Source organism: Aminobacter sp. BA135, from assembly GCF_050859125.1.
Lineage (GTDB): Bacteria > Pseudomonadota > Alphaproteobacteria > Rhizobiales > Rhizobiaceae > Aminobacter > Aminobacter ciceronei.
Map to the genome: position 1 here is coordinate 4910957 of NZ_CP139572.1, position 21171 is coordinate 4932127.

General features: G+C 65.3%; 23 protein-coding genes. 12 read left to right on the top strand and 11 right to left on the bottom strand.

Features of this window, described 5'->3' with window-relative positions; all coding sequences use genetic code 11:
• Positions 1-18: 18 nt before the first annotated feature.
• The 6 genes from SLT36_RS23945 to SLT36_RS23970 form a co-directional block, all read right to left on the bottom strand.
• Positions 19-396 carry a DUF4870 family protein gene (locus tag SLT36_RS23945; RefSeq protein WP_432284741.1) on the bottom strand — a complete coding sequence of 126 codons (378 nt, stop codon included), beginning with the start codon at positions 394-396 and terminating at the stop codon, positions 19-21.
• Entirely contained in the window at positions 393-1646 is a 1254-nt protein-coding gene (glcE, locus tag SLT36_RS23950) for a glycolate oxidase subunit GlcE (protein WP_432284742.1), read from the bottom strand. The genes SLT36_RS23945 and glcE overlap by 4 nt, the downstream gene beginning before the upstream one ends.
• Positions 1647-1728: 82 nt before the next feature.
• Positions 1729-2253 (bottom strand): endonuclease domain-containing protein, encoded by a 525-nt coding sequence (locus SLT36_RS23955; RefSeq protein ID WP_432284743.1) that lies wholly within the window; start codon positions 2251-2253, stop codon positions 1729-1731.
• Positions 2253-2831 (bottom strand): ASCH domain-containing protein, encoded by a 579-nt coding sequence (locus SLT36_RS23960; RefSeq protein WP_432284744.1) that lies wholly within the window; start codon positions 2829-2831, stop codon positions 2253-2255. The genes SLT36_RS23955 and SLT36_RS23960 overlap by 1 nt, the downstream gene beginning before the upstream one ends.
• Positions 2831-4327, bottom strand: a complete 1497-nt coding sequence (locus SLT36_RS23965) for an FAD-linked oxidase C-terminal domain-containing protein (RefSeq protein ID WP_432284745.1) — start codon at positions 4325-4327, stop codon at positions 2831-2833. The genes SLT36_RS23960 and SLT36_RS23965 overlap by 1 nt, the downstream gene beginning before the upstream one ends.
• Positions 4328-4496: 169 nt before the next feature.
• Positions 4497-5819 carry a DUF3422 family protein gene (locus SLT36_RS23970; protein ID WP_067965160.1) on the bottom strand — a complete coding sequence of 441 codons (1323 nt, stop codon included), beginning with the start codon at positions 5817-5819 and terminating at the stop codon, positions 4497-4499.
• 195 nt (positions 5820-6014) lie between these two features.
• Here SLT36_RS23970 and SLT36_RS23975 point away from each other — a divergent pair, with 195 nt between their 5' ends.
• Both SLT36_RS23975 and SLT36_RS23980 read left to right on the top strand, forming a co-directional pair.
• Positions 6015-6809, top strand: coding sequence for an FCD domain-containing protein (locus tag SLT36_RS23975; protein WP_432284746.1), 795 nt, complete (start codon positions 6015-6017; stop codon positions 6807-6809).
• The gene (locus SLT36_RS23980; RefSeq protein ID WP_432284747.1) at positions 6806-7546 is read left to right on the top strand and encodes a metallophosphoesterase family protein; all 741 of its coding nucleotides are present in this window, start codon (positions 6806-6808) and stop codon (positions 7544-7546) included. The genes SLT36_RS23975 and SLT36_RS23980 overlap by 4 nt, the downstream gene beginning before the upstream one ends.
• 1 nt (position 7547) lies before the next feature.
• On the opposite strand, the gene SLT36_RS23985 is transcribed toward SLT36_RS23980, so the two are convergent.
• Together SLT36_RS23985 and SLT36_RS23990 are read right to left on the bottom strand one after the other, a co-directional pair.
• Positions 7548-7688 (bottom strand): hypothetical protein, encoded by a 141-nt coding sequence (locus SLT36_RS23985; protein WP_165915765.1) that lies wholly within the window; start codon positions 7686-7688, stop codon positions 7548-7550.
• A 275-nt stretch (positions 7689-7963) separates the two neighbouring features.
• The gene (locus SLT36_RS23990; RefSeq protein ID WP_432284748.1) at positions 7964-8662 is read right to left on the bottom strand and encodes a type 1 glutamine amidotransferase; all 699 of its coding nucleotides are present in this window, start codon (positions 8660-8662) and stop codon (positions 7964-7966) included.
• 75 nt (positions 8663-8737) lie between these two features.
• Between SLT36_RS23990 and SLT36_RS23995 the strand changes: the two genes are divergently transcribed.
• On the top strand, positions 8738-9406 hold the full coding sequence (locus SLT36_RS23995) for a hypothetical protein (protein ID WP_432284749.1): 669 nt from the start codon (positions 8738-8740) through the stop codon (positions 9404-9406).
• A gap of 31 nt (positions 9407-9437) precedes the next feature.
• Positions 9438-10169 carry a 16S rRNA (uracil(1498)-N(3))-methyltransferase gene (locus tag SLT36_RS24000; protein ID WP_432284750.1) on the top strand — a complete coding sequence of 244 codons (732 nt, stop codon included), beginning with the start codon at positions 9438-9440 and terminating at the stop codon, positions 10167-10169.
• Between the two features lie 3 nt (positions 10170-10172).
• Here the strand turns inward: SLT36_RS24000 and SLT36_RS24005 are convergent, their stop codons facing one another.
• On the bottom strand, positions 10173-11081 hold the full coding sequence (locus tag SLT36_RS24005) for an alpha/beta hydrolase family protein (protein ID WP_432284751.1): 909 nt from the start codon (positions 11079-11081) through the stop codon (positions 10173-10175).
• A gap of 78 nt (positions 11082-11159) precedes the next feature.
• Here SLT36_RS24005 and SLT36_RS24010 point away from each other — a divergent pair, with 78 nt between their 5' ends.
• The 6 genes from SLT36_RS24010 to SLT36_RS24035 all read left to right on the top strand — a co-directional run bounded on the left by SLT36_RS24010 (position 11160) and on the right by SLT36_RS24035 (position 15928).
• Entirely contained in the window at positions 11160-11756 is a 597-nt protein-coding gene (locus tag SLT36_RS24010; protein WP_432288458.1) for a TetR/AcrR family transcriptional regulator, read from the top strand.
• Between the two features lie 169 nt (positions 11757-11925).
• The gene (locus SLT36_RS24015; protein WP_432284752.1) at positions 11926-13299 is read left to right on the top strand and encodes a glutamate--cysteine ligase; all 1374 of its coding nucleotides are present in this window, start codon (positions 11926-11928) and stop codon (positions 13297-13299) included.
• Between the two features lie 77 nt (positions 13300-13376).
• Positions 13377-14285: a DUF937 domain-containing protein gene (locus SLT36_RS24020; RefSeq protein WP_432284753.1), complete on the top strand. Its 909-nt coding sequence runs from the start codon at positions 13377-13379 to the stop codon at positions 14283-14285.
• A gap of 120 nt (positions 14286-14405) precedes the next feature.
• Entirely contained in the window at positions 14406-15128 is a 723-nt protein-coding gene (locus SLT36_RS24025) for a DUF6597 domain-containing transcriptional factor (protein ID WP_432284754.1), read from the top strand.
• Between the two features lie 85 nt (positions 15129-15213).
• A complete protein-coding gene (locus SLT36_RS24030) occupies positions 15214-15567 on the top strand; it encodes a VOC family protein (RefSeq protein ID WP_432284755.1) in 354 nt (117 codons plus the stop codon).
• Position 15568: 1 nt separating this feature from the next.
• On the top strand, positions 15569-15928 hold the full coding sequence (locus SLT36_RS24035) for a DoxX family protein (RefSeq protein WP_432284756.1): 360 nt from the start codon (positions 15569-15571) through the stop codon (positions 15926-15928).
• Positions 15929-16065: 137 nt separating this feature from the next.
• Here SLT36_RS24035 and SLT36_RS24040 read toward each other — a convergent pair whose 3' ends face one another.
• Entirely contained in the window at positions 16066-16356 is a 291-nt protein-coding gene (locus SLT36_RS24040; RefSeq protein WP_432284757.1) for a DUF1127 domain-containing protein, read from the bottom strand.
• Between the two features lie 178 nt (positions 16357-16534).
• On the opposite strand from SLT36_RS24040, the gene SLT36_RS24045 reads away from it, so the two are divergent.
• Together SLT36_RS24045 and xseA are read left to right on the top strand one after the other, a co-directional pair.
• The gene (locus SLT36_RS24045; protein WP_067967050.1) at positions 16535-17491 is read left to right on the top strand and encodes a LysR substrate-binding domain-containing protein; all 957 of its coding nucleotides are present in this window, start codon (positions 16535-16537) and stop codon (positions 17489-17491) included.
• 56 nt (positions 17492-17547) lie between these two features.
• Entirely contained in the window at positions 17548-19134 is a 1587-nt protein-coding gene (gene xseA / locus SLT36_RS24050; RefSeq protein ID WP_432284758.1) for an exodeoxyribonuclease VII large subunit, read from the top strand.
• Positions 19135-19145: 11 nt separating this feature from the next.
• On the opposite strand, the gene SLT36_RS24055 is transcribed toward xseA, so the two are convergent.
• Positions 19146-21023 carry an AsmA family protein gene (locus SLT36_RS24055; RefSeq protein ID WP_432284759.1) on the bottom strand — a complete coding sequence of 626 codons (1878 nt, stop codon included), beginning with the start codon at positions 21021-21023 and terminating at the stop codon, positions 19146-19148.
• Positions 21024-21171 lie beyond the last annotated feature (148 nt).

Consider the following 21171-nt stretch of genomic DNA (forward strand, 5'->3'; position numbering starts at 1 on the left):
TCGCACTCTTTCGATTGGCTAGATCAGCCAGCTTTCGGGGTTCTTGATCGGCTCGCCGCGTCCCAGCGCCTGCAGGCCCATGATGCAGCGGACGATGAACCAGACGGCAACCGCAAACATCAGGATGAAGCCGATGAAGACCATCATCAGCACGAAGGATACGAGCGCATAGCAAAGGCCGATCCAGAAGGTGCGGATCAGCCAGGTGTAGTGGCTCTCGACAAAACCGCCTGCCTTGCCGCGGTTCATGTAGGCGAGCACGATGCCGACGATGCCGCTGATGCCGATCACCAGGCCGGCGAGATAGAGAATGTAGATGATCTGGGCATTGGTCTGGCCCGGATCGAGCCAGCGGTCGGTCTGGCGCGGGGTGAAGTTGGGCGGTGTTTCGCTCATTGTGCGGCTCCCTCTGTGGCAGCCGCCAAGCTAGCAGAGTCTGGGGAATGCACCATGCGGCCCGGATTGAGGATCGCCTTCGGGTCGAACTCGGCCTTGAGCCGCGCCGAAAGTGCCGCAAGTGCGGCCGGTTGCGGCTCGAAGACGGGCACGGAGGCGCGCCAGGCGGGCGTGGCACGGACCAAAGTGGCATGACCGCCGCCGAACTGCCTGATCAGGCCGCGCAGCAGATCCGCCTCCGGCTCGCCTTCCATGCTGAGCCAGACGAGGCCGCCCTGCCAGTCATAGAAGGCATCACACGCCGCCTGCATGCGCAGCGCCAGTACCATGTGGTGGGCATTGGCGGGCGGCATCGAGACGCGCCAGACAGGTTTGTCGCTGCCGTCGACGAAGGGCCTGACATCGCGGACATCACGCCAGAGTGCGCGCGAGGCATCCTCTGCGACCTCCTCCAATGGGCCGGCATTGCCGAGCATCTGCCTGAGCTGTCCCAAGCGATAGGCAACCGAAGGGCCGAAACCCTCGACCCGCAACAAGGTTGCCGGGTCGCCGCCGAGCTTGCCGTCAAGCACGCGTGCCGCCATGCGCTCGGGCAAGTGCGCCGCGGACGAAACCTCGGCACTGGAGCCCATGGCGATCGACATGGCGGCAGCGGCGTTGTCGTCGAGCAGGCCGCGGATGATCAGCGTGGTCTCGGTCTCGGCCGCGGGCAACACCTTGAAGGTGACGTCGGTCGCCACCGCCAGCGTGCCCCAGGAACCGGCCATGGCCTTGGACAGGTCGTAGCCGGTGACGTTCTTGACCACGCGCCCGCCCGACTTGAAAGCCTCGCCGCGTCCTGAGACGGCGTGGATGCCGAGGATGTGGTCGCGGGCAGCCCCCGCCTTGAGCCGGCGCGGTCCCGCGAGGTTGGCCGCCAGCACGCCGCCGATGGTGCCCCGACCCGGCACCTGGCCCAGCAGCGGGCCATAATCCATGGGCTCGAAATCGAAGCGCTGGCCATTGTCGGCGAGCAGCTTCTCGATCTCGGCCAGCGGCGTGCCCGCCCGGGCCGACAGCACCAGTTCGGCCGGCTCGTAAAGCGTGACGCCGGTAAGCTTCGAGAGATCCAAAGTGTGCTCGGCCTGCTGCGGCCTGCCGACGGCCCGCTTGGAGCCATGGCCAACGATTTCGAGCGGCGCCTCTTCGGCGGCGGCCCATTGGACGGCGGCAAGGACGTCGGCTGGCGTGGTGGGGGTGAAGGTGGTCATGACCTGCCAAACCTTGGGTTCCTCGCCCCCGCAAAGCGGGGGAGAGGTGCCGAGCGCAGCGAGGCGGAGAGGGGGAATGCGATCATTCGCCTGCCTCGCCTGATCGCCTTGCCGGCGCAAAGACAAACTTCATCTCGGACGCGTCCACGCTCTCGGCAAGCCGACCGTCGAGTGCTGCGAGAACCGTCTCGCACACCGCACCGATCTCCTTCAGTGCATCAGCGCTCCAGAATCGCAGGACCGAATATCCATTGGCGCGCAAGTAGTCATCGCGGCGGCGATCGTAGCTACTATCGGCATGTTGGCTGCCGTCGAGCTCCACGACCAACTTCGCCTGCCGGCAGACGAAGTCCGCGTAATAGGGACCGAGCGGCACCTGCCTGCTGAACTTGTGACCACCGAGCTTCTTGGCCTTCAGTTCGTTCCAAAGGGTAGCTTCGGCGATGTTGTCGCCGTGGCGCAGTTGACGCGCCCTGGCGATGTGGCTCGGCGAACGGCGGGATGGAATGGAGGAAAGTGAGGCCCCCCTCTCCGTCTCGGGCTTTGCCCGAGCCACCTCTCCCCCGCCTTGCGGGGGCGAGGAACCCAAGTCCTGCAAACGACCCATCACAACCGATGCTCCCGCAGCTTTTCGAGGGCTGCCGCGCCGCGCGGGGACAGGCGGTAGCCGATGTCGAGGCTTTCGGTCAGGCCGAGTTCCTTGAGCTTGCGAACGTCCTGCTTGAATTTCAGCTTCTCGACGCCGAGGCGTTCGGCAAGAGTGGCGGCTGCCACCTCGGGGCATTGGCCGATGAGGCGGAGGATCGAGGGGAAATAGCCTGGTAAAGTGCTGTCCCATTTGGCGAAGCGGGCGGCGAGCGCGTGCCAGTCGCCATCGCTGAGGTCGGCCGCCGCGCGCAGCGCCAGCCTGTTGTCCGGCTCGATGCCATCGAAGGCGATGCGGTAGAGGGTGCCGTCGCTGCGCAGGTCGTCGATCAATGCGGCACGATCGGCGTAGCCGGCGGCGCGGGCGTGACCGTCGGAGATGGTCGCTTCATCGACAGGCTCGACCGCGCCGATACGGACGACGCCGATGGCCGTGCGCAGGCCGGTGCCGGCCTTGACCGTCGGCCGCTGCCAGCGGCGGAAGGCGAGCGTGACGTCGCCGCGCCGGATGCCTTCGAGGGTCGCCTGCTTCAGAAGCATCAGAACCTCGGAATGTCGGGAAACGCCACCTGCCCGCGGTGGACATGCATGCGGCCAAGCTCGGCGCAGCGGCGCAGTTGCGGGAACACCTTTCCCGGGTTGAGCAGGTGGTTGGGATCGAAGGCGCATTTGACCCGCATCTGCTGGTCGAGGTCGATGTCGTTGAACATCTCCGGCATCAGGTCGCGCTTTTCGACACCGACGCCATGCTCGCCGGTCAGTACGCCGCCGACCTTGACGCAGAGGCGCAGGATGTCGGCGCCGAAGGCCTCGGCCTTTTCGAGCTCGCCCGGCTTGTTGGCATCGTAGAGAATAAGCGGGTGCAGATTGCCGTCGCCGGCGTGAAAGACGTTGGCGACGCCGAGGCCATAGTGCTCCGACAGCTCGCGCATGCCGGCCAGCACGCGCGGCAGTTCCTTGCGCGGGATGGTACCGTCCATGCAGTAATAGTCGGGCGAAATGCGGCCGACGGCGGGGAATGCCGCCTTGCGACCGGCCCAGAAGGTCAGCCGCTCCTGCTCCGACTGCGAGATGCGGCAAGTGGTGGCGCCATTGCGGTTGGCGATCGCCTCGACGAGGCCGATCAGGTGGTCGACCTCGACGGCGGGTCCATCGAGTTCGACGATCAGCAGCGCCTCGGATTCGAGCGGATAGCCGGCATGGACAAAATCTTCGGCGGCGCGGATCGCGGGACCATCCATCATCTCCATGCCGCCGGGAATGATGCCGGCGCCGATGATGTCGGCGACACACTGGCCGCCCTCTTCGCTTGAGGGAAAGCCGATCAGCAGGGCGCGCGCCGTCTCGGGCTTCTTGAGGATGCGGACTGTGACCTCGGTGACGACGCCGAGCAGGCCTTCGGACCCGGTCATGACGCCGAGCAGGTCGTAGCCCTCGGCGTCAAGATGCTTGCCGCCGAGGCGCACGACCTCGCCGTTCATCAGCACCATCTCGATGCCGAGCACATTGTTGGCGGTCAGCCCGTATTTCAGGCAGTGCACGCCGCCGGAATTTTCGGCGACATTGCCGCCGATGGAGCAGGCAATCTGCGAGGAAGGATCGGGCGCGTAATAGAAACCGTCCAGTTCCACTGCCGTGGTGATGCCGAGATTGGTGACGCCGGGCTGGGCGGTGACGGTGCGGTTGGGATAGTCGATCTCGAGGATGCGGTTGAAGCGGCTCATCACCAGCAGAACCGCATCTTCCAGCGGCAGCGCGCCGCCCGACAGCGAGGTGCCGGAACCGCGCGGCACGACGCGGATGTTGCGATCGTTGCAGTATTTGAGCAGGCGCGACACCTGGGCGACCGTTTCGGGCAGGACCACGACCAGCGGCAATTGGCGATAGGCGGTCAGCCCGTCGCTTTCGAAGGCGCGCATCTCGTTGATCGTCTCGACCACACCCTCGCCCGGCACGATGATGCGCATGTCGGCGACGATCTCGGCGCGGCGGGCAAGCGTTGCCGCATCGGGCTTGGGCATCAAAATGCCGGACATCGGTCACCTCGGTCGACAACTGGTAAAAAGCTTTTACCAGTTGGTGCCGATGCATGCAAATCGAACGAAAGTCGTTAGCCGGGAGGCACGAGCGCGCAGCGTTCGCAGCGTCAATCTGCCGCTGGCCTTACCTTCCGCTGTGGCTCTAGGCGCTTGCCGCCGGGCGCGGCTACTCGCCGGCGTGCAGCTTGGATTCGCTGTGGGCGCGGCGGACACGGCGGACACCCCACCAGACCAGCAGCACGGCGAGCGGCACCGCGGCGGCCGTAACGATTTCCGGCGCAAAGGCGTGGTCGATGGCGGAGGCGCCCTTGGCGATATAGCCGACGAGGCCGACGACATAATAGGAGACGGCGGCGACCGAAAGGCCCTCGACCGTCTGCTGCAGGCGCAGTTGCAGGCGGGCGCGATTGTTCATCGACGCCAGCAGGTCGCGATTCTGCTTCTCGACCTCGACGTCGACCCAGGTGCGCAAGAGTGTGGTGGCGCGGGTGAGCTTACGCGACAGGTTGGCCTGGCGCTCCTCGACCGAACGGCAGGTGCGCATGGCGGGTGCGACGCGGCGCTTGAGGAAACCGGCCCAGGTGTCGTAGCCGGTGACGACCTCCTCCTCGAGCGCTTCGAGGCGCTCGCGGACGATGCCGTCATAGGCCTTGCTGGCGCCGAAGCGGTAGAGGCTCGAAGCGGCATCCGCCTCGAGCTCGGCGGCGAGTTCGGTGAGGTCGGCTAGCAGCGCCTGGCTGTCGCGCGTCTCGGTCGCCTTCATTTCGCGGGTCGCCTGGGCAAGCCGGTCCTCGATGCGACGGACGCGGCCGGACAGCGACAGCGCCATCGGCAGGCCGAGCATCGCCAGCGTGCGGTAGGTCTCGATGTCGATCAGGCGCTGCGACAGCGCACCGGTCCGCGCCGGCGTCAGGCCACGGTCAAGGATGAGGATGCGGGTCATGCCGTCGCCGTCCTGGCGGAAATCGGTAACGATGCCGGCGGCGCCTCCTTCGACAAGCGAGTAGCACAGGCTGGTCGGATCGAAGGTGGCGATCAGCTTTCCGTTGGCCGGCGTCCACTTGCGGATCTCCAGCCGGATGCCCGAGATGACCGTGCCGGGCGGGCTGAAACCGTTGCCGAAGGGCGACTCTTCGTGTGAGCGGTCGCCTTCGTCCAGCGGACCTTCCCACAGATAGGTCGAGAACTCGGTGTGGCGCTCCCAGCGCAACGTGCCCTGCCCCCACTTCATGGCGTGGTGGCGAGCCTGGCGGTCGGGTGCGGCGATGCCGAGGCGCCGGGACAGTTCAGACAGCACGGCATGGTCGACAGCGGATCCGCCCTCGGTCATGAAGGACAGCTGGACCAGCACGCGCGGGCTTTCGACAAGTGGATGCGGCCGCGAATGGACCTCGCCAAGCGCACCGGGACGCCCCTCATGGGCCGGAAAGCCCAGGACGCTGCCGGTCGAACGCGGCAGGAACTCCAGTGATGACGGCTCGGCTGTCACTTCAGGCTCCCTTGATGCCAGACCTCCTGCCTCTAGGTAAGTTTGCCGCCAGTGGCAAACGCCAACTTCAGGGGTAGCTGATACTGTGCCTCACAGGGCACCAAGCTGGGAACCGCTGGACTGGATAAATAATTTGACCAGTCGGGGGGCGCGCTCCTATCCTTGCGGACAGGACAGAGCTTCCGGACAGCAGCATTGAGCGACATTTTTTCCAGGATCGAGCATTCGCGCACGGCCGACGAGGTGGTGCAGCAGATCGAAAGCCTGATCCTCGAAGGTGTCCTGCGCGCCGGAGACAGGCTGCCGGGCGAGCGCGAGATGGCCAAGCAGTTCGACGTCTCCAGGCCGATCCTGCGCGATGCGCTGAAGACGCTCGAAGCGCGCGGGCTGATGGTGACGCGTCATGGCGGCGGCACCTATGTCGCCGACGTGATCGGCGAAGTGTTTTCCAAGCCTGTCATGGAACTGATCGTCAACCACCGCAAGGCAGCAGCCGACTATCTCGAATATCGCCGCGAGATCGAGGGGCTGGCCGCCGAATATGCGGCGCAGCGGGCGACGGCGGAGGACCTCGCCTTGCTCGACGGCATCGTGGCGCGGATGGAGGCGGCGCATATGCGCGCCGACCCGGCGGAAGAAGGCGCGATCGACGTCGAGTTCCATCATGCTGTCGGCGAATGCGCCCACAACATCATCCTGCTGCACACATTGCGCTCGTGCTACAGGCTGCTGTCGGATGGCGTGTTCACCAACCGCCTCGTGGTGTTCACCGTCAGCGGCACGCGCGACGTGCTGCTCGAGCAGCACAAGGCGATCCATCGCGCCGTCGTCGCTGGCGATCCCGCTGCGGCGCGCAAGGCGGCGATGGACCACATCACCTATCTGGAGCGTGCAATGGCCGAGGCCGAGCGCAGCGGGGACTGGCAGCGCATCTCACGGCTCAGGCTCCGGCAGCGCACCGACAGCATCGAAACGAGCAGAAAGTCGTGACTGGAATACATTACCTCGACGCCCGCGGCCCGGACGGTATCCGCATCTACGCCATCGGTGACATTCACGGCCATCTCGACCTGCTGCGCGACATGCATGAGCGCATTGCCGGCGAGATCGCGCGCGACAAGCCGGCGGACTGGCGCATCGTCCATCTCGGTGACCTCGTTGACCGTGGGCCAGACAGCGCTGGCGTGATCGGGTTCCTGATGGCAGCTGTTGAGCGCGACCCGCGCAACATCGTGCTGGCAGGAAATCACGACGTCGGCTTCCTCGATTTCCTCACCGAGCCGGATCCGGCCGGCCTGTTCGCCTGCCATGGTGGTCGCGACACCGCCCGGTCATATGGCGTGGATCTGCATGTCGACGACGCCTCCTCACTCGCGCGCGGCCATCGCGAACTGGCGGCGGCCGTGCCGGACGGCCACCAACGCTTCCTGCGCGCCCTGCCGCGGTCGGCGTCGTTCGGCGATTTCTTCTTCTGCCACGCCGGCATTCGCCCTGGTGTCGCCTTGGATCGGCAGGATCCGGAAGACCTCATCTGGATCCGCAACGAATTCCTGCGTCATCCCGGGCTGCACCCGAAGGTCGTCGTGCACGGGCACACACCGCAGGCCGAGCCCGAAGTGCTGGCCAACCGTGTCAATGTCGACACCGGCGTGTTCCACTCAGGCGTGTTGACCGCGCTCGTCATCGACGGCGCGGAAAAACGACTGATATCGCTGCGAATGGCCTGACTTAGCGGGCGGCTGCGGTGACGCCGTAGCCGTCGACCGCATGATGGTCGGCCGCGGCATCCGCGGCATAAATCCCGAAGCCGCCGAGCACGATTGCCGACAGCATGGCGAAGGACAGAAGCGCTGCTTTCAAGGGAGTCATCTCAGGTTGAGCTTCCTGCATCCTGCACGAACGGAGTTACGAATAAGTTTCCGAAAAGTTTATGCTTCACCGCAGTCGCGCAGCATCACGGCCGTGCTTCTAGGGTGGTTCTGTATCGGGCTTGTGTCGCGCTGCACTCGGAGATGGTTCATTCGCGATACCATCGCCAGCTGGCGCCGGGCTGTCTTTAGAAAGGCTTCCGGGCACAATCCAGCCGGCATATGACTATGCACAGCGGATTTTGTCCGACGTGCCAAAAATGTCACTGAATTTGGTCAGATGGCGGCGACCCAGGCGCGAGCCAGTGCCAGGCCAACCGCATCGGCTTCGGGGCCGTCGCGGGCGGCTTCGACTTCGTGCCGCTCGCTCCAGTCAGGATGGCGCCGGGCTATGGTCTCGGCAAAGGCCTCGTTCCACTGGCGCACCAGCGACCGGTCGGCCTCGAAATGGAACTGAATGCCATAACCGGCGCGGCCGACGCGGAAAGCCTGATTGCCGGTGACCGAACTGCCGGCGAGGCGCACCGCATCCTCGGGTAGCGTGAAGGTGTCGTCGTGCCACTGGAAGATCGGGAAGCGCTGCGGCAGTTCGCTGAACACGAGATCGTCCTGGGCCTCATCGGTCAAGGTAATGCCGTGCCAGCCGAACTCGGTAGAGCCGCCGATCCGGTTGTGACCGCCATAGGCGCGCGCCAGCAACTGGCCGCCGAGGCAGATGCCGAGCACCGCCTTGTCCCGTTCGACGAAGTCGCGCGCCAGTTCGAGCAATTGGGGAAAGTAGGGTGAATGCGCATCGTCGCGGGCATTCTGGCCGCCACCAAGCATGATTATCGCATCATGGCCGTCGGCGTTTGCCGGCAAGGCATCGCCGAGATGGGCGTTGCACTGATCGATCTTGGCCTCGACTTCGGCAAGGGCATCGCCAAGCTGGCCGAGGCCGGTGCCTGCATAATTCTGGACGACGAGGACGCGCATCTCGGGTTTCCGGCGGTGACAAAGTTGCGGCGAGCCCTATCATGCGGCTTGCCACGCAGCCAAGAAGGATCGGCTATGCCACTGCAGAACCGGGTCGACCCTTTCGGCGAAATTCACGCCACACCAGAGCGCGGCATGTTCACCGGCAATCGCGGCATCATTCACGACCCCGATACGAGGAGCTTGCTCAGCCGGCGCTGGGCGACCAAGGCGTGGCTCACCTGCGCGCTCGACTTCAAGAATGTTCGACGCGTGCCGATGGGGCGCAACCGTCCCGGCGGCAAGACCGGCTGGACCGAACTGTTCTTTCTCGACGAAGTGACGGCGCTGGCCGCCGGGCACCGGCCCTGCTTCTATTGCCGGCGCCAGCGCGCCAAGGCCTTTGCCGCAGCCTATTCCAGCGCCTTTGGCACCGACGATCCGAAGGTCGGCGAGATGGATGGGCGACTTCACCGGGAGCGGCTGGCTTCGGGTGGCCAGCCGGTCGAGCTGGACCGGCACGGGCTGCACCTGTTGCCCGAAGGGGCGATGTTTTCGGACGGCGCCTCCGACTACGCCGTGCGCGGCGGCAAGGCGCTGCGCTGGAGCTTTGGCGGCTACGATGCCGCACTCGGCTTCGACGAGATTGCCGACACCGACATGTGCATCGTCACGCCGGCGACGACGCTGGAGGTGCTGCGCCAGGGCTATGCCCCGGAATGGCACCCGAGCGCCGAACAGCTTTCGGCAGAAGCTGTCCCTTGACCGTTGCCGCCGCCTGCCGCATTGCTCGGCCATGCGCGCAAACTACAAGATGCAACGGCTGTTCGTGGCTGATGACCTCGCTTCCGGCGCGGCCTTCGACGCCGATCCTCAGCAGAGCCACTATCTTGCCCATGTACTTCGCCTCGGCGAAGGCGCTGAGGTGTTGCTGTTCAATGGCCGCGACGGCGAGTGGTCGGCAAGGATAGCCGGCAAGACCAAGAAGGCGGTGCGGCTCGAGGTTCTCGAGATACAGCGGCCGCAGCCAGTGCATCCCGACCTGGTCTACTGCTTTGCGCCGCTCAAGGTCGGACGGCTCGACTATCTCGTGCAGAAGGCCGTCGAGATGGGCGCCGGCACGATGGTGCCCGTCATCACCCAGCACACGCAGATGAAGCCAGGCATCGACCGCCTGCGGGCGAACGCCGTGGAAGCCGCCGAACAATGTGGCATCCTGGCCATTCCCGAGGTGCGCGAGGCGGTGAAGCTGGAGCAGCTGCTCTCAGGCTGGGACAAGGAACGGCGGCTGATCTTCTGCGACGAGGACGCTTCGACCAACAACCCCATGGCTGCGCTGCGGGGCATCGAAGAGCGCAAGCTCGCCCTGCTGGTCGGGCCGGAGGGCGGCTTCTCCGACGACGAGCGCCGCATGCTGCGCGCTTTGCCCTTTGTCACGGCCATTCCGCTGGGGCCGCGCATCCTGCGCGCCGACACGGCGGCGGTGGCGGCCCTTGCCGTCATCCAGGCAACGATCGGCGACTGGTAGTCGTCACAGAACCTTGCCCGGCCATGGGTTGATGCCGTCGCGCAGCCACAAAAGCGTGTCGAGCCAGAAATCAGGCGCGTGGCGGCTATGGAACAGGCCGAAATGGCCGATCGCCGGTCGATCGAAATCTCCAGGCGACAGCAGTAGCTGGGTCGGCTTCGCCCCGGTGTAATAGCCGAGGGCACGTCTGATGGCCTGCGGCGTGCCTATCTCGTCGTCGGTAAGGCCAACGGCCAGGATGGGCGCGGTAACCGAAGCAAAGCGACGGAGGACATCGCCTCGTTCCGCCTCGGGGTGGCTCAGCTCGATGCGCGCACCACGAAAGCTCCACTCGTTGGCGACCCCTTTGGGCAGATCCTCCAGCCAGCCGAGCCGCTTGCCAGGGAAGTAACCGCAGAGGGCAGTGATGACGGGCATGGCCGCGTGCCATTTGAGAAACAGCCGCAGGCGACGGTCCGCGGCGTAGTCGCGCCAATAGGCATATTGCGCACCGACGGTGAGCATGCGCGTCACGCCGGACACGGACTTGGCCAGACCGGGCAGGACGCCGCCGATGCTGTGTCCCACCACCATCAGAGGCGCGGCGGGATCGAGGCGCCTGGCCAGACGCAGCACCGCTTCGAAATCGCGTTCGCCCCAGTCGCGCCAGAGATGGCCGCAGCCGCGCAGGCGCGTCATGCGCGAAGCACCGATGCCGCGATAGTCATAGGTGACGACGTCGAAGCCGCGACCGGCGAGAAACATGGCATAACGATGATAGTAGCTGGCAAGCACGCCGGTCGCTGGATTGACGATGACGGTCCCGGCCTTGTCGCCTCGCGCGTGCGGCCAGATGTGGCCGCGCAGCACGACGCCATCGGCGCAGACGACCTCGATCGTCCTGGGCTCACTCACCAAAACCGCAATCGACATGGTGGACCTCGCTTTCCGCCCTTCAGCGCTAGCGAATTCGTCTTTCCAATTACACTCACTAGTCGGTATACATCCATGATGAAAACCTCAGGGAAGCCAACGCGCGAGCGCATCGTCGATGCGGCATCGAAGCTGTTTTATGGCGAGGGCATCCGTGCCGTCAGCGTCGATGCCGTGGCCGAGAAGGCGGGCCTCACCAAGCGCACGCTCTATTATCACTTCCAGAGCAAGGACGAGTTGATCGCTGCTTATCTCGACGGCCGCGACCAGCCCAATCTGGCGCTGTTCCAGCGCTGGTTCGGCGAGGCCGAGGGCGGGATCGATCAGAAAATTCGGGCGATCTTCCAAAACCTCGCCAAGGCCGCGCGGCATCCCAGATGGAAGGGCTGCGGCTATCTGCGCACGGCGGCAGAACTGGCCGACATGCCCGGACACCCGGCGATCCAGACCGGGATCGCGCACAAGAAGCGCGTCGAGGCCTGGCTGGCCAGCGCCTTCGCCGCCGAGGGCGTCCGCTCGCCGGGGCTTTTGGCGCGCCAGATCATTCTGTTGCTGGACGGCTGTTTTGCCGTCGTCCTGCTCAACCGCGACGCCTCCTATATGGAAACAGCCGGGGAGGCAGCGGCGACGCTGGTGATATCAGAGCTAGCCCAAACCGGTCGCGAAAACCGCTGATTTGGGACGTGCGGTCCGCAACGGGACAATTCCAAGCATCAACATTTCACTATCGCCACCCGAAACGATCAATTCCTGTTGACGAAGGCTCAGGATTTTTCGCTTGATCGGCGAGCGCTGGATCGTCCATCAAGCGCCCGCGGTCCTTCCGCCTTCAGGAGAAGCATACATGGCGCGCGACACCACCGATTTCCGGCCTATCGAGGGGATGGACGAACTCGTCGACTATCTCGCAGCCGGCAACAAGCCGCGCGACAAATGGCGGATCGGCACCGAGCACGAAAAATTCCCGTTCTATGTCGACGGCAACGCACCTGTTCCCTATGGCGGCGACCGCGGCATCCGCGCGCTGCTCGAAGGTATGCAGAAGACGCTCGGCTGGGATCCGATCATCGATGCCGGGCGCATCATCGGCCTCGTCGAGCCGACCGGCCAGGGCGCGATCTCGCTCGAGCCGGGCGGACAGTTCGAGCTTTCCGGCGCGCCGCTGGAGACGATCCACCAGACCTGTCGCGAGGGCAACGCCCATCTGGCGCAATTGCGCGAAATCGCCGAGCCGCTCGGCATCCGCTTCCTCGGCCTCGGCGGCAGCCCGAAATGGACGCTGACCGATACGCCGCGCATGCCGAAATCGCGCTACGACATCATGACCGCCTACATGCCCAAGGTCGGCACCAAGGGCCTCGACATGATGTACCGGACCTGCACCATCCAGGTGAATCTCGATTTCGAGAGCGAAGCCGACATGCGCCGCAAGATGCAGGTCTCGCTCAAGCTGCAGCCGCTGTCGACGGCGCTGTTCGCCAACTCGCCCTTCACCGACGGCCGTCCCAATGGCATGCAGAGCTGGCGCGGCGACATCTGGCGCGACACCGACAATCAGCGCTCCGGCCTGCTCGAATTCTGCTTCTCGCCCGAGTTCGGCTTTGCCGACTATGTCGAATGGGCGCTCGACGTGCCGATGTATTTCGTCATCCGCGACGAGCAGTACCGCGACATGACCCACATCACCTTCCGCCAGTTCATGAATGGCGCGGCGCGCAACGAGATCCCCCAGGGGATGCCGACGATGGGCGACTGGGCCAACCACCTGTCGACGCTGTTCCCTGATGTACGCCTCAAGCGCTTCCTCGAAATGCGCGGCGCCGATGGCGGCCCGTGGCGCCGCATCTGCGCCCTTCCCGCTTTCTGGGTCGGGCTGCTCTACGATCCGGCAACGCTCGATGCCGCCGAAGAACTCACCCGCAACTGGACCTACGCCGAAGTCTTGGCGATGCGCGACGCCGTGCCTGAGCAGGGCATCGGCGCACCGTTCCGCAATGCCACGCTGCGCGAGATCGGCCGTGAGGTATTGGCGCTGTCGCGCCAGGGGCTGGTCAATCGCGGCCGCAAGAACCGCGAAGGCGTCGACGAATCCGGCTTCATCAACACGCTCGACGAGGTGATCGCGCGTGGCACGACGAGTGCCGAGGAAATGCTCAACGCCTACAACACCCGCTGGGGCGGTTCGATCGAACCGGCGTTCCTGGAGTATGCCTACTAGGGGTTCCGATAACCCCTTCAATAGACGCTGGAAACGCTCTACGTTTCTCCTCGGCTCAAGCTCCTGAGGAGGAAGAAATGCTGCCACTGTTCGAGATGTTGGCCAATGCCCAGAACGGCAACGGCATGGAGGCGCTGTCGCGCCAGTTCGGGCTGAGCCAGCAGCAGACACAATCGGCGATCGAAGCGCTGATGCCGGCATTCAGCCAGGGGCTGAAGCGCAATGCCTCCGATCCCTATGGCTTGGGTTCCTTCCTGCAGGCGATGGCGAGCGGCCAGCATGCCAAATATTTCGAGGACGCATCCCGCGCCTTCTCGCCCCAGGGCGTCGATGAAGGCAACGGCATCCTCGGTCACCTGTTCGGCTCCAAGGAGCTGTCGCGCGCGGTCGCCGGCCAGGCGGCGCAGGCGACGGGAATCGGCCAGGAGGTGCTCAAGCAGATGCTGCCTGTCATCGCCTCGATGATCATGGGCGGACTGTTCAAGCAGTCGACCGGGCAGATGCAGGCGGCGAGCGGCATGGGCGGCAGCAACAACCCGCTCGGCGAGATCATCGAGCAGATGATGAGGCAGGGTGGGGGCATGATGGGCGGCGGGCAGCAGCCTCGCCAGGCACCGCAGCAGACCCAGGCGCCCGATCCCTTCGACAACCCATTCGGCAAGGTGCTGAAAGACATGTTCGGTGGCGGCCAGGCACAGCCGCAACCATCGCCGCGCCAGCAGGCGCCGCAGCAGAGCCCCTATGGCGACAACCCGCTCGGCAAGATCTTCGAGGAGATGCTGGGCGGAGGCCGCGCCCAGCCGGACCCGCAACCACAGGCGCGACAGCCGCAGCCGCAGGCCAATCCGAGCGGCCGGCCGCGCAATCCCTATGACGACCTGTTCGGCAAGATGTTCGAAACCGGCAGCCAGCAGCGCGACGACTACCAGAAGGGCGTCGAGTCGATCTTCGAGCAGTTCTCGCGCGGCATGGACAGGTATCGCTGACACGACAAGGGCTCGATGTGCATGCGGACCTCGCCTGAAACGGCAGCAGGTGGCAGCGCGAACAAGTCGGCGGCGCCGGTGCTTGCCAATTGCCTCGGGCATTATAACGAGCAGGCTCCGATGCCGGACCTCGACGCGCATTTCCAATGCGTATGGACCAACGCCATCCCTGACGATCATGTCGGCCCGGTCGCGGTCGTTCCGGACGGCTGCGTCGACCTGTTGTGGAAAGACGGACGGCTGATGGTGGTCGGGCCCGACATCGTTGCCGCCAGTCCCGAGTTGCATGGCGGAACGACGGTGCTCGGCATCCGCTTCCGGCCAGGCGCGGCGCTGCGCTGGCTGCGCACGCCGTTGAGTGCAATGGTCGGCCAGTCGGTCGACCTCGCCGACATCTGGGATCCCGCCACTGTCGACGAGCTTTGCCAGCGGATCGCAGAAACACCATCCGTCGAACTTCGGGCTACCGTGCTGCAGCAACAGTTGCTCAGGCGGCTTCCGGCACTGGAGCGCCCGGCGCCGGACGCCGGCGCGATCTTCGCCGCGATGGCGTCGGGATCCGATGAAATCGGCAGCCGGGTTGCCTCGCTGGTGGACCGGCTCGAGATCAGCGAGCGCACGCTCCGGCGGCGCAGCCACGACTATTTCGGCTATGGACCCAAGACGCTGGACCGCATCCTGCGTTTCCAGAATTTCCTGTCCCTGGTGCGGTCGCAGGGCAAGCAGCGCATGGCCGGCCTGGCCTACGAGGCCGGTTATGCCGACCAGGCGCATCTCGGCCGCGAAATCCAGGCCTTGTGTGGCATGACCGCCGGAAGCTTCGTGCGCCAGATCACTGGTTGACTGGGGCCGACTGGCCGTTTCGTTCAAGATTCCCGCCGCCCCGTCAGCTATCGGCGGCTATCCCACGAAACGCAGGAGAATTGCCATGGGTAGGAGCGGAAACGATCGCCGGATCGACAACATCGAATTCAACGTCAGTGACATTGCGCGGTCGCGTGAGTTCTACGGCAAGGCCTTCGGCTGGAGCTTCACCGACTACGGTCCGACCTATTGCGAGTTCACCGACGGCCGCCTGACCGGGGGACTGACGACAGGCGGTCCGATCAGACCAGGCGGGCCGCTGGTCATCCTGTATGCCGACGACCTCGCCGCAACCCAGAGCCGGCTGGAAGCCGCCGGCGCCAGGATCGTCAAGCCGGTCTTCGAATTCCCCGGCGGACGGCGTTTCCACTTTGCCGATCCCGACGGCTACGAACTGGCGGTGTGGTCGGCGAACTGACATGGCGACGATGGCCGCAAGCCTCGGCTTCATCCTGCTGGGCGGCGTCTTCGTCTGGGCCGGCACCGAGCATTTCTGGAATTTCCGCAAGGTTAGCGGTTACCTGACCGACAGGGGTCTGCCCGTCGCGGCAGTTCTGCTTGCCCTGGGCGCGATCGTCGAGATCGTCGCCGGCCTGTGCCTGGCGTTCGGTGTCATGCGTCCTTACGCGGCGACAGCGCTGATCCTGTTCACCATCGCCGCGTCACTGATGGCGCTCGACTTCTGGCGTTATTCGGGTGCGGAGAGACAAGGGATGCGCTCAGCTTTCATCATCAATTTCGCCGTCGTCGGCGGTCTCCTCCTCGCCGCGACAGCCTAGCGGCGCAGCACGGCGCATCGGATGCGGAAGCTGTCGCCAAATACGAAAAAGCCCGGTCCTTGGGAGGACCGGGCAGCGTGCAGGCGAGGCCGGCGGGGACCGGCTGGGAGTGGGGAGCCTGCAAAAGCAGATTTCGGCTATGCGACGCGACGCGCCATCACTTCGATATTTTCGCTGCGCGCCTGCCTGATCGAGCGAAGACGCACGGTCGGGTCGGTGGCGAATGGCAGGTCGACAGCCACGCACAGGTCGCCGCGGGTCAGGCCGACATCGGCAAGCTCGGTGTCGCTCAATTCGCCGAGGCGATAGAAGGCGCGGCGATTTTTCCAGGCACGGAAGAGATCGGCGGTGTAGTTGACGATACGCATCGCATTCACCGGCCGCGCCGCGGAATGCGTCGTCTCAGTGGAATGGTCGAGCGTGGTCATGACGATCTCCTCTCAGATCAGGGACAAACGGGTCCCGTTCCGGTCGACGCTCCTTCAGCCGCCGCCCCGGTTCCGATTCACATGCCTCATGTGGACGATGCGAGATTGCCATCGCCGTATTGATTAATCCAACGAATGTTTCTAATCTTTACCATCAATGTTCATGATGGAAACGTCGATGGCCGCTCCTCTCGATCTTGACCAGCTCCACACCTTCATCTCCATCGTCGACACCGGCAGCTTCACGCGCGCCGCCGACGAAGTGCATCGCACGCAGTCAGCTGTGTCGATGCAGATGCGCCGTCTCGAGGACCGCATCGGCAAGGCGCTCTTCGAAAAGGAAGGGCGCATGAACAAGCTGACCGAGGAAGGCGAGCGCCTGCTCACCTATGCCAGGCGGCTGCTGCACCTCAACCGCGAGACGCTCGCTGCCTTCGACGACAAGGCGCTGGAGGGCACGGTCCGCATCGGTGTGCCGGACGATTATGCCGACCGTTTCCTGCCCGAGATCATGGCGCGCTTCTCGCGCTCCAACCCGCGCGTCGAACTGTCGGTGCTGTGCGAGCCCACCGTCAATCTCGCCGACCAGATTCGCCGCGGCAATCTCGACATCGCACTTGTGACCGAGTGCGTGGACACCCGACCGAGCGAGATCGTGCGCAACGAACCGCTGCTGTGGGTCTCGTCGGCCAGCCATATGGTGCATGAGGAGACGATCCTGCCGATGGCTTTCGGCCGCCCGACCTGCCAGTGGCGGCAGATGGCGACGGACCTGCTCCAGGCCAGCGGCCGCGAGTACCGCGTGCTGTTCACCAGTTGGTCGGCCAATGTCATCACCGCCGCCGTGCTGGCTGGCCTCGCCGTATCAGTGCTGCCCGAATGCGCGCTCAGGCCGGGCATGCGCGTGCTTGGCGAAGCCGACGGCTTCGGCGCCCTGCCCGACTGCAAGATCGGCATCCTGCGCGGCCACTCCAGCCGGCCGGAGATCGTCGATGCGCTTGCGCGGCACATCTCGGAGAGCCTCGACAACATCTCTGTGCCGCTGACCGAGGAGAGCGGCACGTTCGATTTCGCTGCCCTTGCCGCCGCGCGTGGCCGGCGGCTCAAGCCGAGCCACATCATGCCGGGATGGTAGGCTGCGATTGACCGGCAAAGCTTGACGAGGAGGGCCACGCGGCCCTCAATCGCGCGATGAACGAACTTGCTACCGAATCACGCACCAATGCTGCCGAATACACCGTCAGCGAGATTTCCGGCGCGCTGAAGCGCACCGTCGAGGACGCCTTCGGCAATGTGCGCGTGCGCGGCGAAATCTCGGGTTATCGCGGCCCGCATTCGTCGGGCCATGCCTATTTCTCGCTGAAGGACGATCGTTCACGCATCGAGGCGGTGGTGTGGAAAGGCACGATGAGCCGGCTGAAATTCCGTCCCGAGGAAGGGATGGAGGTGATCGCCACCGGCAAGCTGACCACCTATCCCGGCTCGTCGAAATACCAGATCGTCATCGACAATCTCGAGCCCGCCGGCGCCGGCGCGCTGATGGCGCTGCTGGAAGAGCGCAAGCGCAGGCTGGCCGCCGAGGGCCTGTTCGACGACAGTCGCAAGCAGCTGTTGCCGTTCATGCCGCTGGTGATCGGCGTCGTCACCTCGCCGACCGGTGCGGTCATCCGCGACATCATCCACCGCATCAAGGACCGCTTCCCGCTGCATGTTCTGGTCTGGCCGGTGCGGGTTCAGGGCGAGACGTCGGGGGCGGAAGTGGCCGCCGCGGTCAACGGCTTCAACGAACTGTCCGAACTCGGCGCGATCAGGCGCCCCGACCTTTTGATCGTGGCGCGCGGCGGCGGCAGCCTCGAAGACCTCTGGGGCTTCAACGACGAAGGGCTTGTCCGCGCCGTTGCCGCTTCGCACATCCCGGTCATCTCGGCCGTCGGCCACGAAACCGACTGGACGCTGATCGACCTCGCCGCCGACAGGCGGGCGCCGACGCCGACGGGTGCCGCCGAGCTTGCCGTGCCTGTCAAAGCCGAACTCGAGGCCGTGCTCGCCAATCTCGGCGCACGGCTGCGCGGCGCGGTATCGCGCATGATCGACCGGCGCAGCCAGGCTGTTCGCGCAGCCGCACGCGCCTTGCCCACTCCGGACCAGTTGCTGGCGCTACCCCGCCGCCGCTTCGACGAGGCGACAAGCCGGCTCGGCCGGGCGCTGACCGTCACCACCGAGCGCAAGCGCGCCCGGCTGTCGGCGGTGCGCCTGTCGCCGGCGACGTTGGCGCGCCGCATCAGCGAAACGCGCCGCCATCTCGACCGTGACATGCTGCGCGCCGATGCAGCGTTGCGGGCGATGGTGCGCGAAAGGCGCATCCGGTTCGATCGCACCAAAGGCCGGCTGTCGCCGGAACCACTGGTCCGCCGCCAGGAGGCATTTGGCCAGCAGCTCACGGCGCTGGAACGCCGCGCCGTGCTTGCGGTCGGGCGTAGGCTCGAACGCGCGCGGACGAACCTGTCACAGGCGGACCGGCTGATGGCGACGCTGTCGCACAAGGCGGTGCTGGCACGCGGCTTCGCGCTTGTTCGCAATGCCGACGGCACGGTGCTCAAGCGCGCCGCCGAAGTGGCCGCGGGTGCGGCGCTGTCGATCGAATTCGCCGACGGCACAACCAATGCGATCGCCACCAATGGCAGCGCGATTGCGGCAAGCGGCGAGGCCAAGCCAAAGCCGGTGGCCAGACCAGCAGCCAAGGTCCAGGAACCTGGCAATCAGGGCAGCCTGTTCTAAAGCGACAGGGGTCAGTCGCCCGTAGGCGACGAGATAACGGGCGCCACCAGCGGCGAAATGAACGGTGCGCTCCACGAGCCGCCGACGAAGAATGCCGTTGGCCGCGCCGCCGGTGCAACAGGGGTTGTCGTCGTCGAGGTGGAGGCGGTGATCTCCTTGGCCTCGATCGCACCCGAGAGCGCGAGCCCACGACCGACATAAGGCACGATGCCGGTCAGCCAGATGCGGCTCGTCGGCGTGCGTGCCTCCGCCTTGTCGATCTTGGCAACACCGTTGGAGATGGTCGCCTTGAGCTCGACACCATCGACCGGCAGCGTACCGCCCGAGACTTCGTCGAGCGAGAAGAAACCGCGATCGGCGGTACGCTTGAGGAAGGCCGGCATGTCGAGCCCGGCAATCGCGCCGACGCCGAAGGTGGCGGCGATCGAGCCGTTGGCATTCTCCAGCAGCGTGTTCCAGTTCAGACCCGGGCCCTGGAGGATAACCGACACGGTGCCGCGGCCGATCGGCACGATGTGGCTCATGCCCGCCGCGGTGCCGAAGGCGCCGCCGTCGATGTCGGACGCAAGCAACCGCATCTCCGCCTGTGTGCCGGCCGGCTTACGGTCGAAGCGGATGCTGGCCTGGACATTGCCGCCAAAGGCTTCCGCATCGGAAATGTCGAATGCCGCCAGCCCACCCTTGACCTGTGCCGTTGCCGCGACCTCGGCGAGCGCGATGGAACCAGCCGTCGCCTTCGTCGCCGACAGCCTGAGATCGAGATTGATGCGGTCGGAAAAGCTGGTGTCGATCTCGGCCGTCGTGGGCCCGTTTGCCGGGGTCATGGGCGCGAAGGACGAGGCAAACGTCATCAGGTCGAGCGTGTCGAAAGCCAGTGTGCCCGAAAGCGCCGGCACGGGCCCATCGAGCGACAGATCGAGGATGCCCATGCCGGGATTGCCGTCGAGCGTGACTTGCGCGTTCTCGATCTTGAGGCGGGACAGATCGCCCGTAATCTTGGAGGCGAGCGAAATCGATCCGACAGGGCTTCCCGGCAGGATGCCCGGCTTGGACCATTCCAGCATGCGCCGGAAGGACGGCGATACGATCTTGGCCTGGCCGTCGACATGCGCATCGGGGCCCATGTCGATGGTGCCGTCGAACGAGGCTTCGACAGGCGCCGATTTCAGCGAAGCAACAATCGGTGCCTCACCACCGGCAAACAGCATCAGCGGACGCGGCGACGACAATTCGATCGCCACCTGCTCGCCATGCCAGACACCGGTTGCCGTGAGCTTCCCGGCTTTGTTCAGCGCCGGCAGGCTGGCCTTGCCGGTGAGGTCGCTCAGGAGTTCGTCCTCGCCCTCGTCGGAAACGGCCACGACACGGCCATCGATGAACTCGACGGCGCCGAATTCGTCATCAGGCAGCGCACTGAGGTCAGGTTCGGCAGGGTTCGACGCGACGGTGGCGCGGGCACGCTCGATGGCGCGGCTGAGGCGCCCGCCGGTCGAATGCGGCATCTCCACGCCGCCGTCGGCAAGCCGCTTCAGGCGCAAAGTCGGCCGGATGAAATGCGCGTCGGAGAAATCGACATTGCCGCTGAGCGCCGAAAGCGCCGACAGCTCGATTTCAACGCGTTCGGCCTCGATGACCGGCGAACCCTTCTCGTCATCCCAGTCGGTCAGGGTGACGTCGGTCAGGGTTGCGCGGAACACCGGCCAGATCTCGATGTCGGGCGTGCCTTCGATCGACACGCGGAAGCCGCTCCACGCGCTCATCTCGAAGGCGATGCGGTCCTTGACGATCTGGGTGGAAGCGATGAACGGCACGGCGGCAACGGTGGCGGCGATCAGGATGATGAGTCCTGTGATCGCCCAGATGCTGCGCCTGAACAGTGGTGATGGCATGTTGCCCTTGTGCCGCCCGTGCTGCGCCGTTGTGGCTAACGGGTGTAACCGAGTAACGCGGCATTTCAAGTCTTTGTGGCCATGCGATGACGTTTGCGCACAGCGCAATGGCGCTAATCGACATTTCCTTGATCTGCTGCAGTGCGAC

Excerpts from the sequence above, each read along its gene's own strand:
- SLT36_RS23945 (WP_432284741.1), bottom strand. The coding sequence starts at position 396 with ATGAGCGAAACACCGCCCAACTTCACCCCGCGCCAGACCGACCGCTGG.
- glcE (WP_432284742.1), bottom strand. The coding sequence starts at position 1,646 with ATGACCACCTTCACCCCCACCACGCCAGCCGACGTCCTTGCCGCCGTC.
- SLT36_RS23955 (WP_432284743.1), bottom strand. The coding sequence starts at position 2,253 with ATGGGTCGTTTGCAGGACTTGGGTTCCTCGCCCCCGCAAGGCGGGGGA.
- SLT36_RS23960 (WP_432284744.1), bottom strand. The coding sequence starts at position 2,831 with ATGCTTCTGAAGCAGGCGACCCTCGAAGGCATCCGGCGCGGCGACGTC.
- SLT36_RS23965 (WP_432284745.1), bottom strand. The coding sequence starts at position 4,327 with ATGTCCGGCATTTTGATGCCCAAGCCCGATGCGGCAACGCTTGCCCGC.
- SLT36_RS23985 (WP_165915765.1), bottom strand. The coding sequence starts at position 7,688 with ATGACTCCCTTGAAAGCAGCGCTTCTGTCCTTCGCCATGCTGTCGGCA.
- SLT36_RS23990 (WP_432284748.1), bottom strand. The coding sequence starts at position 8,662 with ATGCGCGTCCTCGTCGTCCAGAATTATGCAGGCACCGGCCTCGGCCAG.
- SLT36_RS23995 (WP_432284749.1), top strand. The coding sequence starts at position 8,738 with ATGCCACTGCAGAACCGGGTCGACCCTTTCGGCGAAATTCACGCCACA.
- SLT36_RS24000 (WP_432284750.1), top strand. The coding sequence starts at position 9,438 with ATGCGCGCAAACTACAAGATGCAACGGCTGTTCGTGGCTGATGACCTC.
- SLT36_RS24005 (WP_432284751.1), bottom strand. The coding sequence starts at position 11,081 with ATGTCGATTGCGGTTTTGGTGAGTGAGCCCAGGACGATCGAGGTCGTC.
- SLT36_RS24010 (WP_432288458.1), top strand. The coding sequence starts at position 11,160 with ATGAAAACCTCAGGGAAGCCAACGCGCGAGCGCATCGTCGATGCGGCA.
- SLT36_RS24015 (WP_432284752.1), top strand. The coding sequence starts at position 11,926 with ATGGCGCGCGACACCACCGATTTCCGGCCTATCGAGGGGATGGACGAA.
- SLT36_RS24020 (WP_432284753.1), top strand. The coding sequence starts at position 13,377 with ATGCTGCCACTGTTCGAGATGTTGGCCAATGCCCAGAACGGCAACGGC.
- SLT36_RS24025 (WP_432284754.1), top strand. The coding sequence starts at position 14,406 with ATGCCGGACCTCGACGCGCATTTCCAATGCGTATGGACCAACGCCATC.
- SLT36_RS24030 (WP_432284755.1), top strand. The coding sequence starts at position 15,214 with ATGGGTAGGAGCGGAAACGATCGCCGGATCGACAACATCGAATTCAAC.
- SLT36_RS24035 (WP_432284756.1), top strand. The coding sequence starts at position 15,569 with ATGGCGACGATGGCCGCAAGCCTCGGCTTCATCCTGCTGGGCGGCGTC.
- SLT36_RS24040 (WP_432284757.1), bottom strand. The coding sequence starts at position 16,356 with ATGACCACGCTCGACCATTCCACTGAGACGACGCATTCCGCGGCGCGG.
- SLT36_RS24045 (WP_067967050.1), top strand. The coding sequence starts at position 16,535 with ATGGCCGCTCCTCTCGATCTTGACCAGCTCCACACCTTCATCTCCATC.
- xseA (WP_432284758.1), top strand. The coding sequence starts at position 17,548 with ATGAACGAACTTGCTACCGAATCACGCACCAATGCTGCCGAATACACC.
- SLT36_RS24055 (WP_432284759.1), bottom strand. The coding sequence starts at position 21,023 with ATGCCATCACCACTGTTCAGGCGCAGCATCTGGGCGATCACAGGACTC.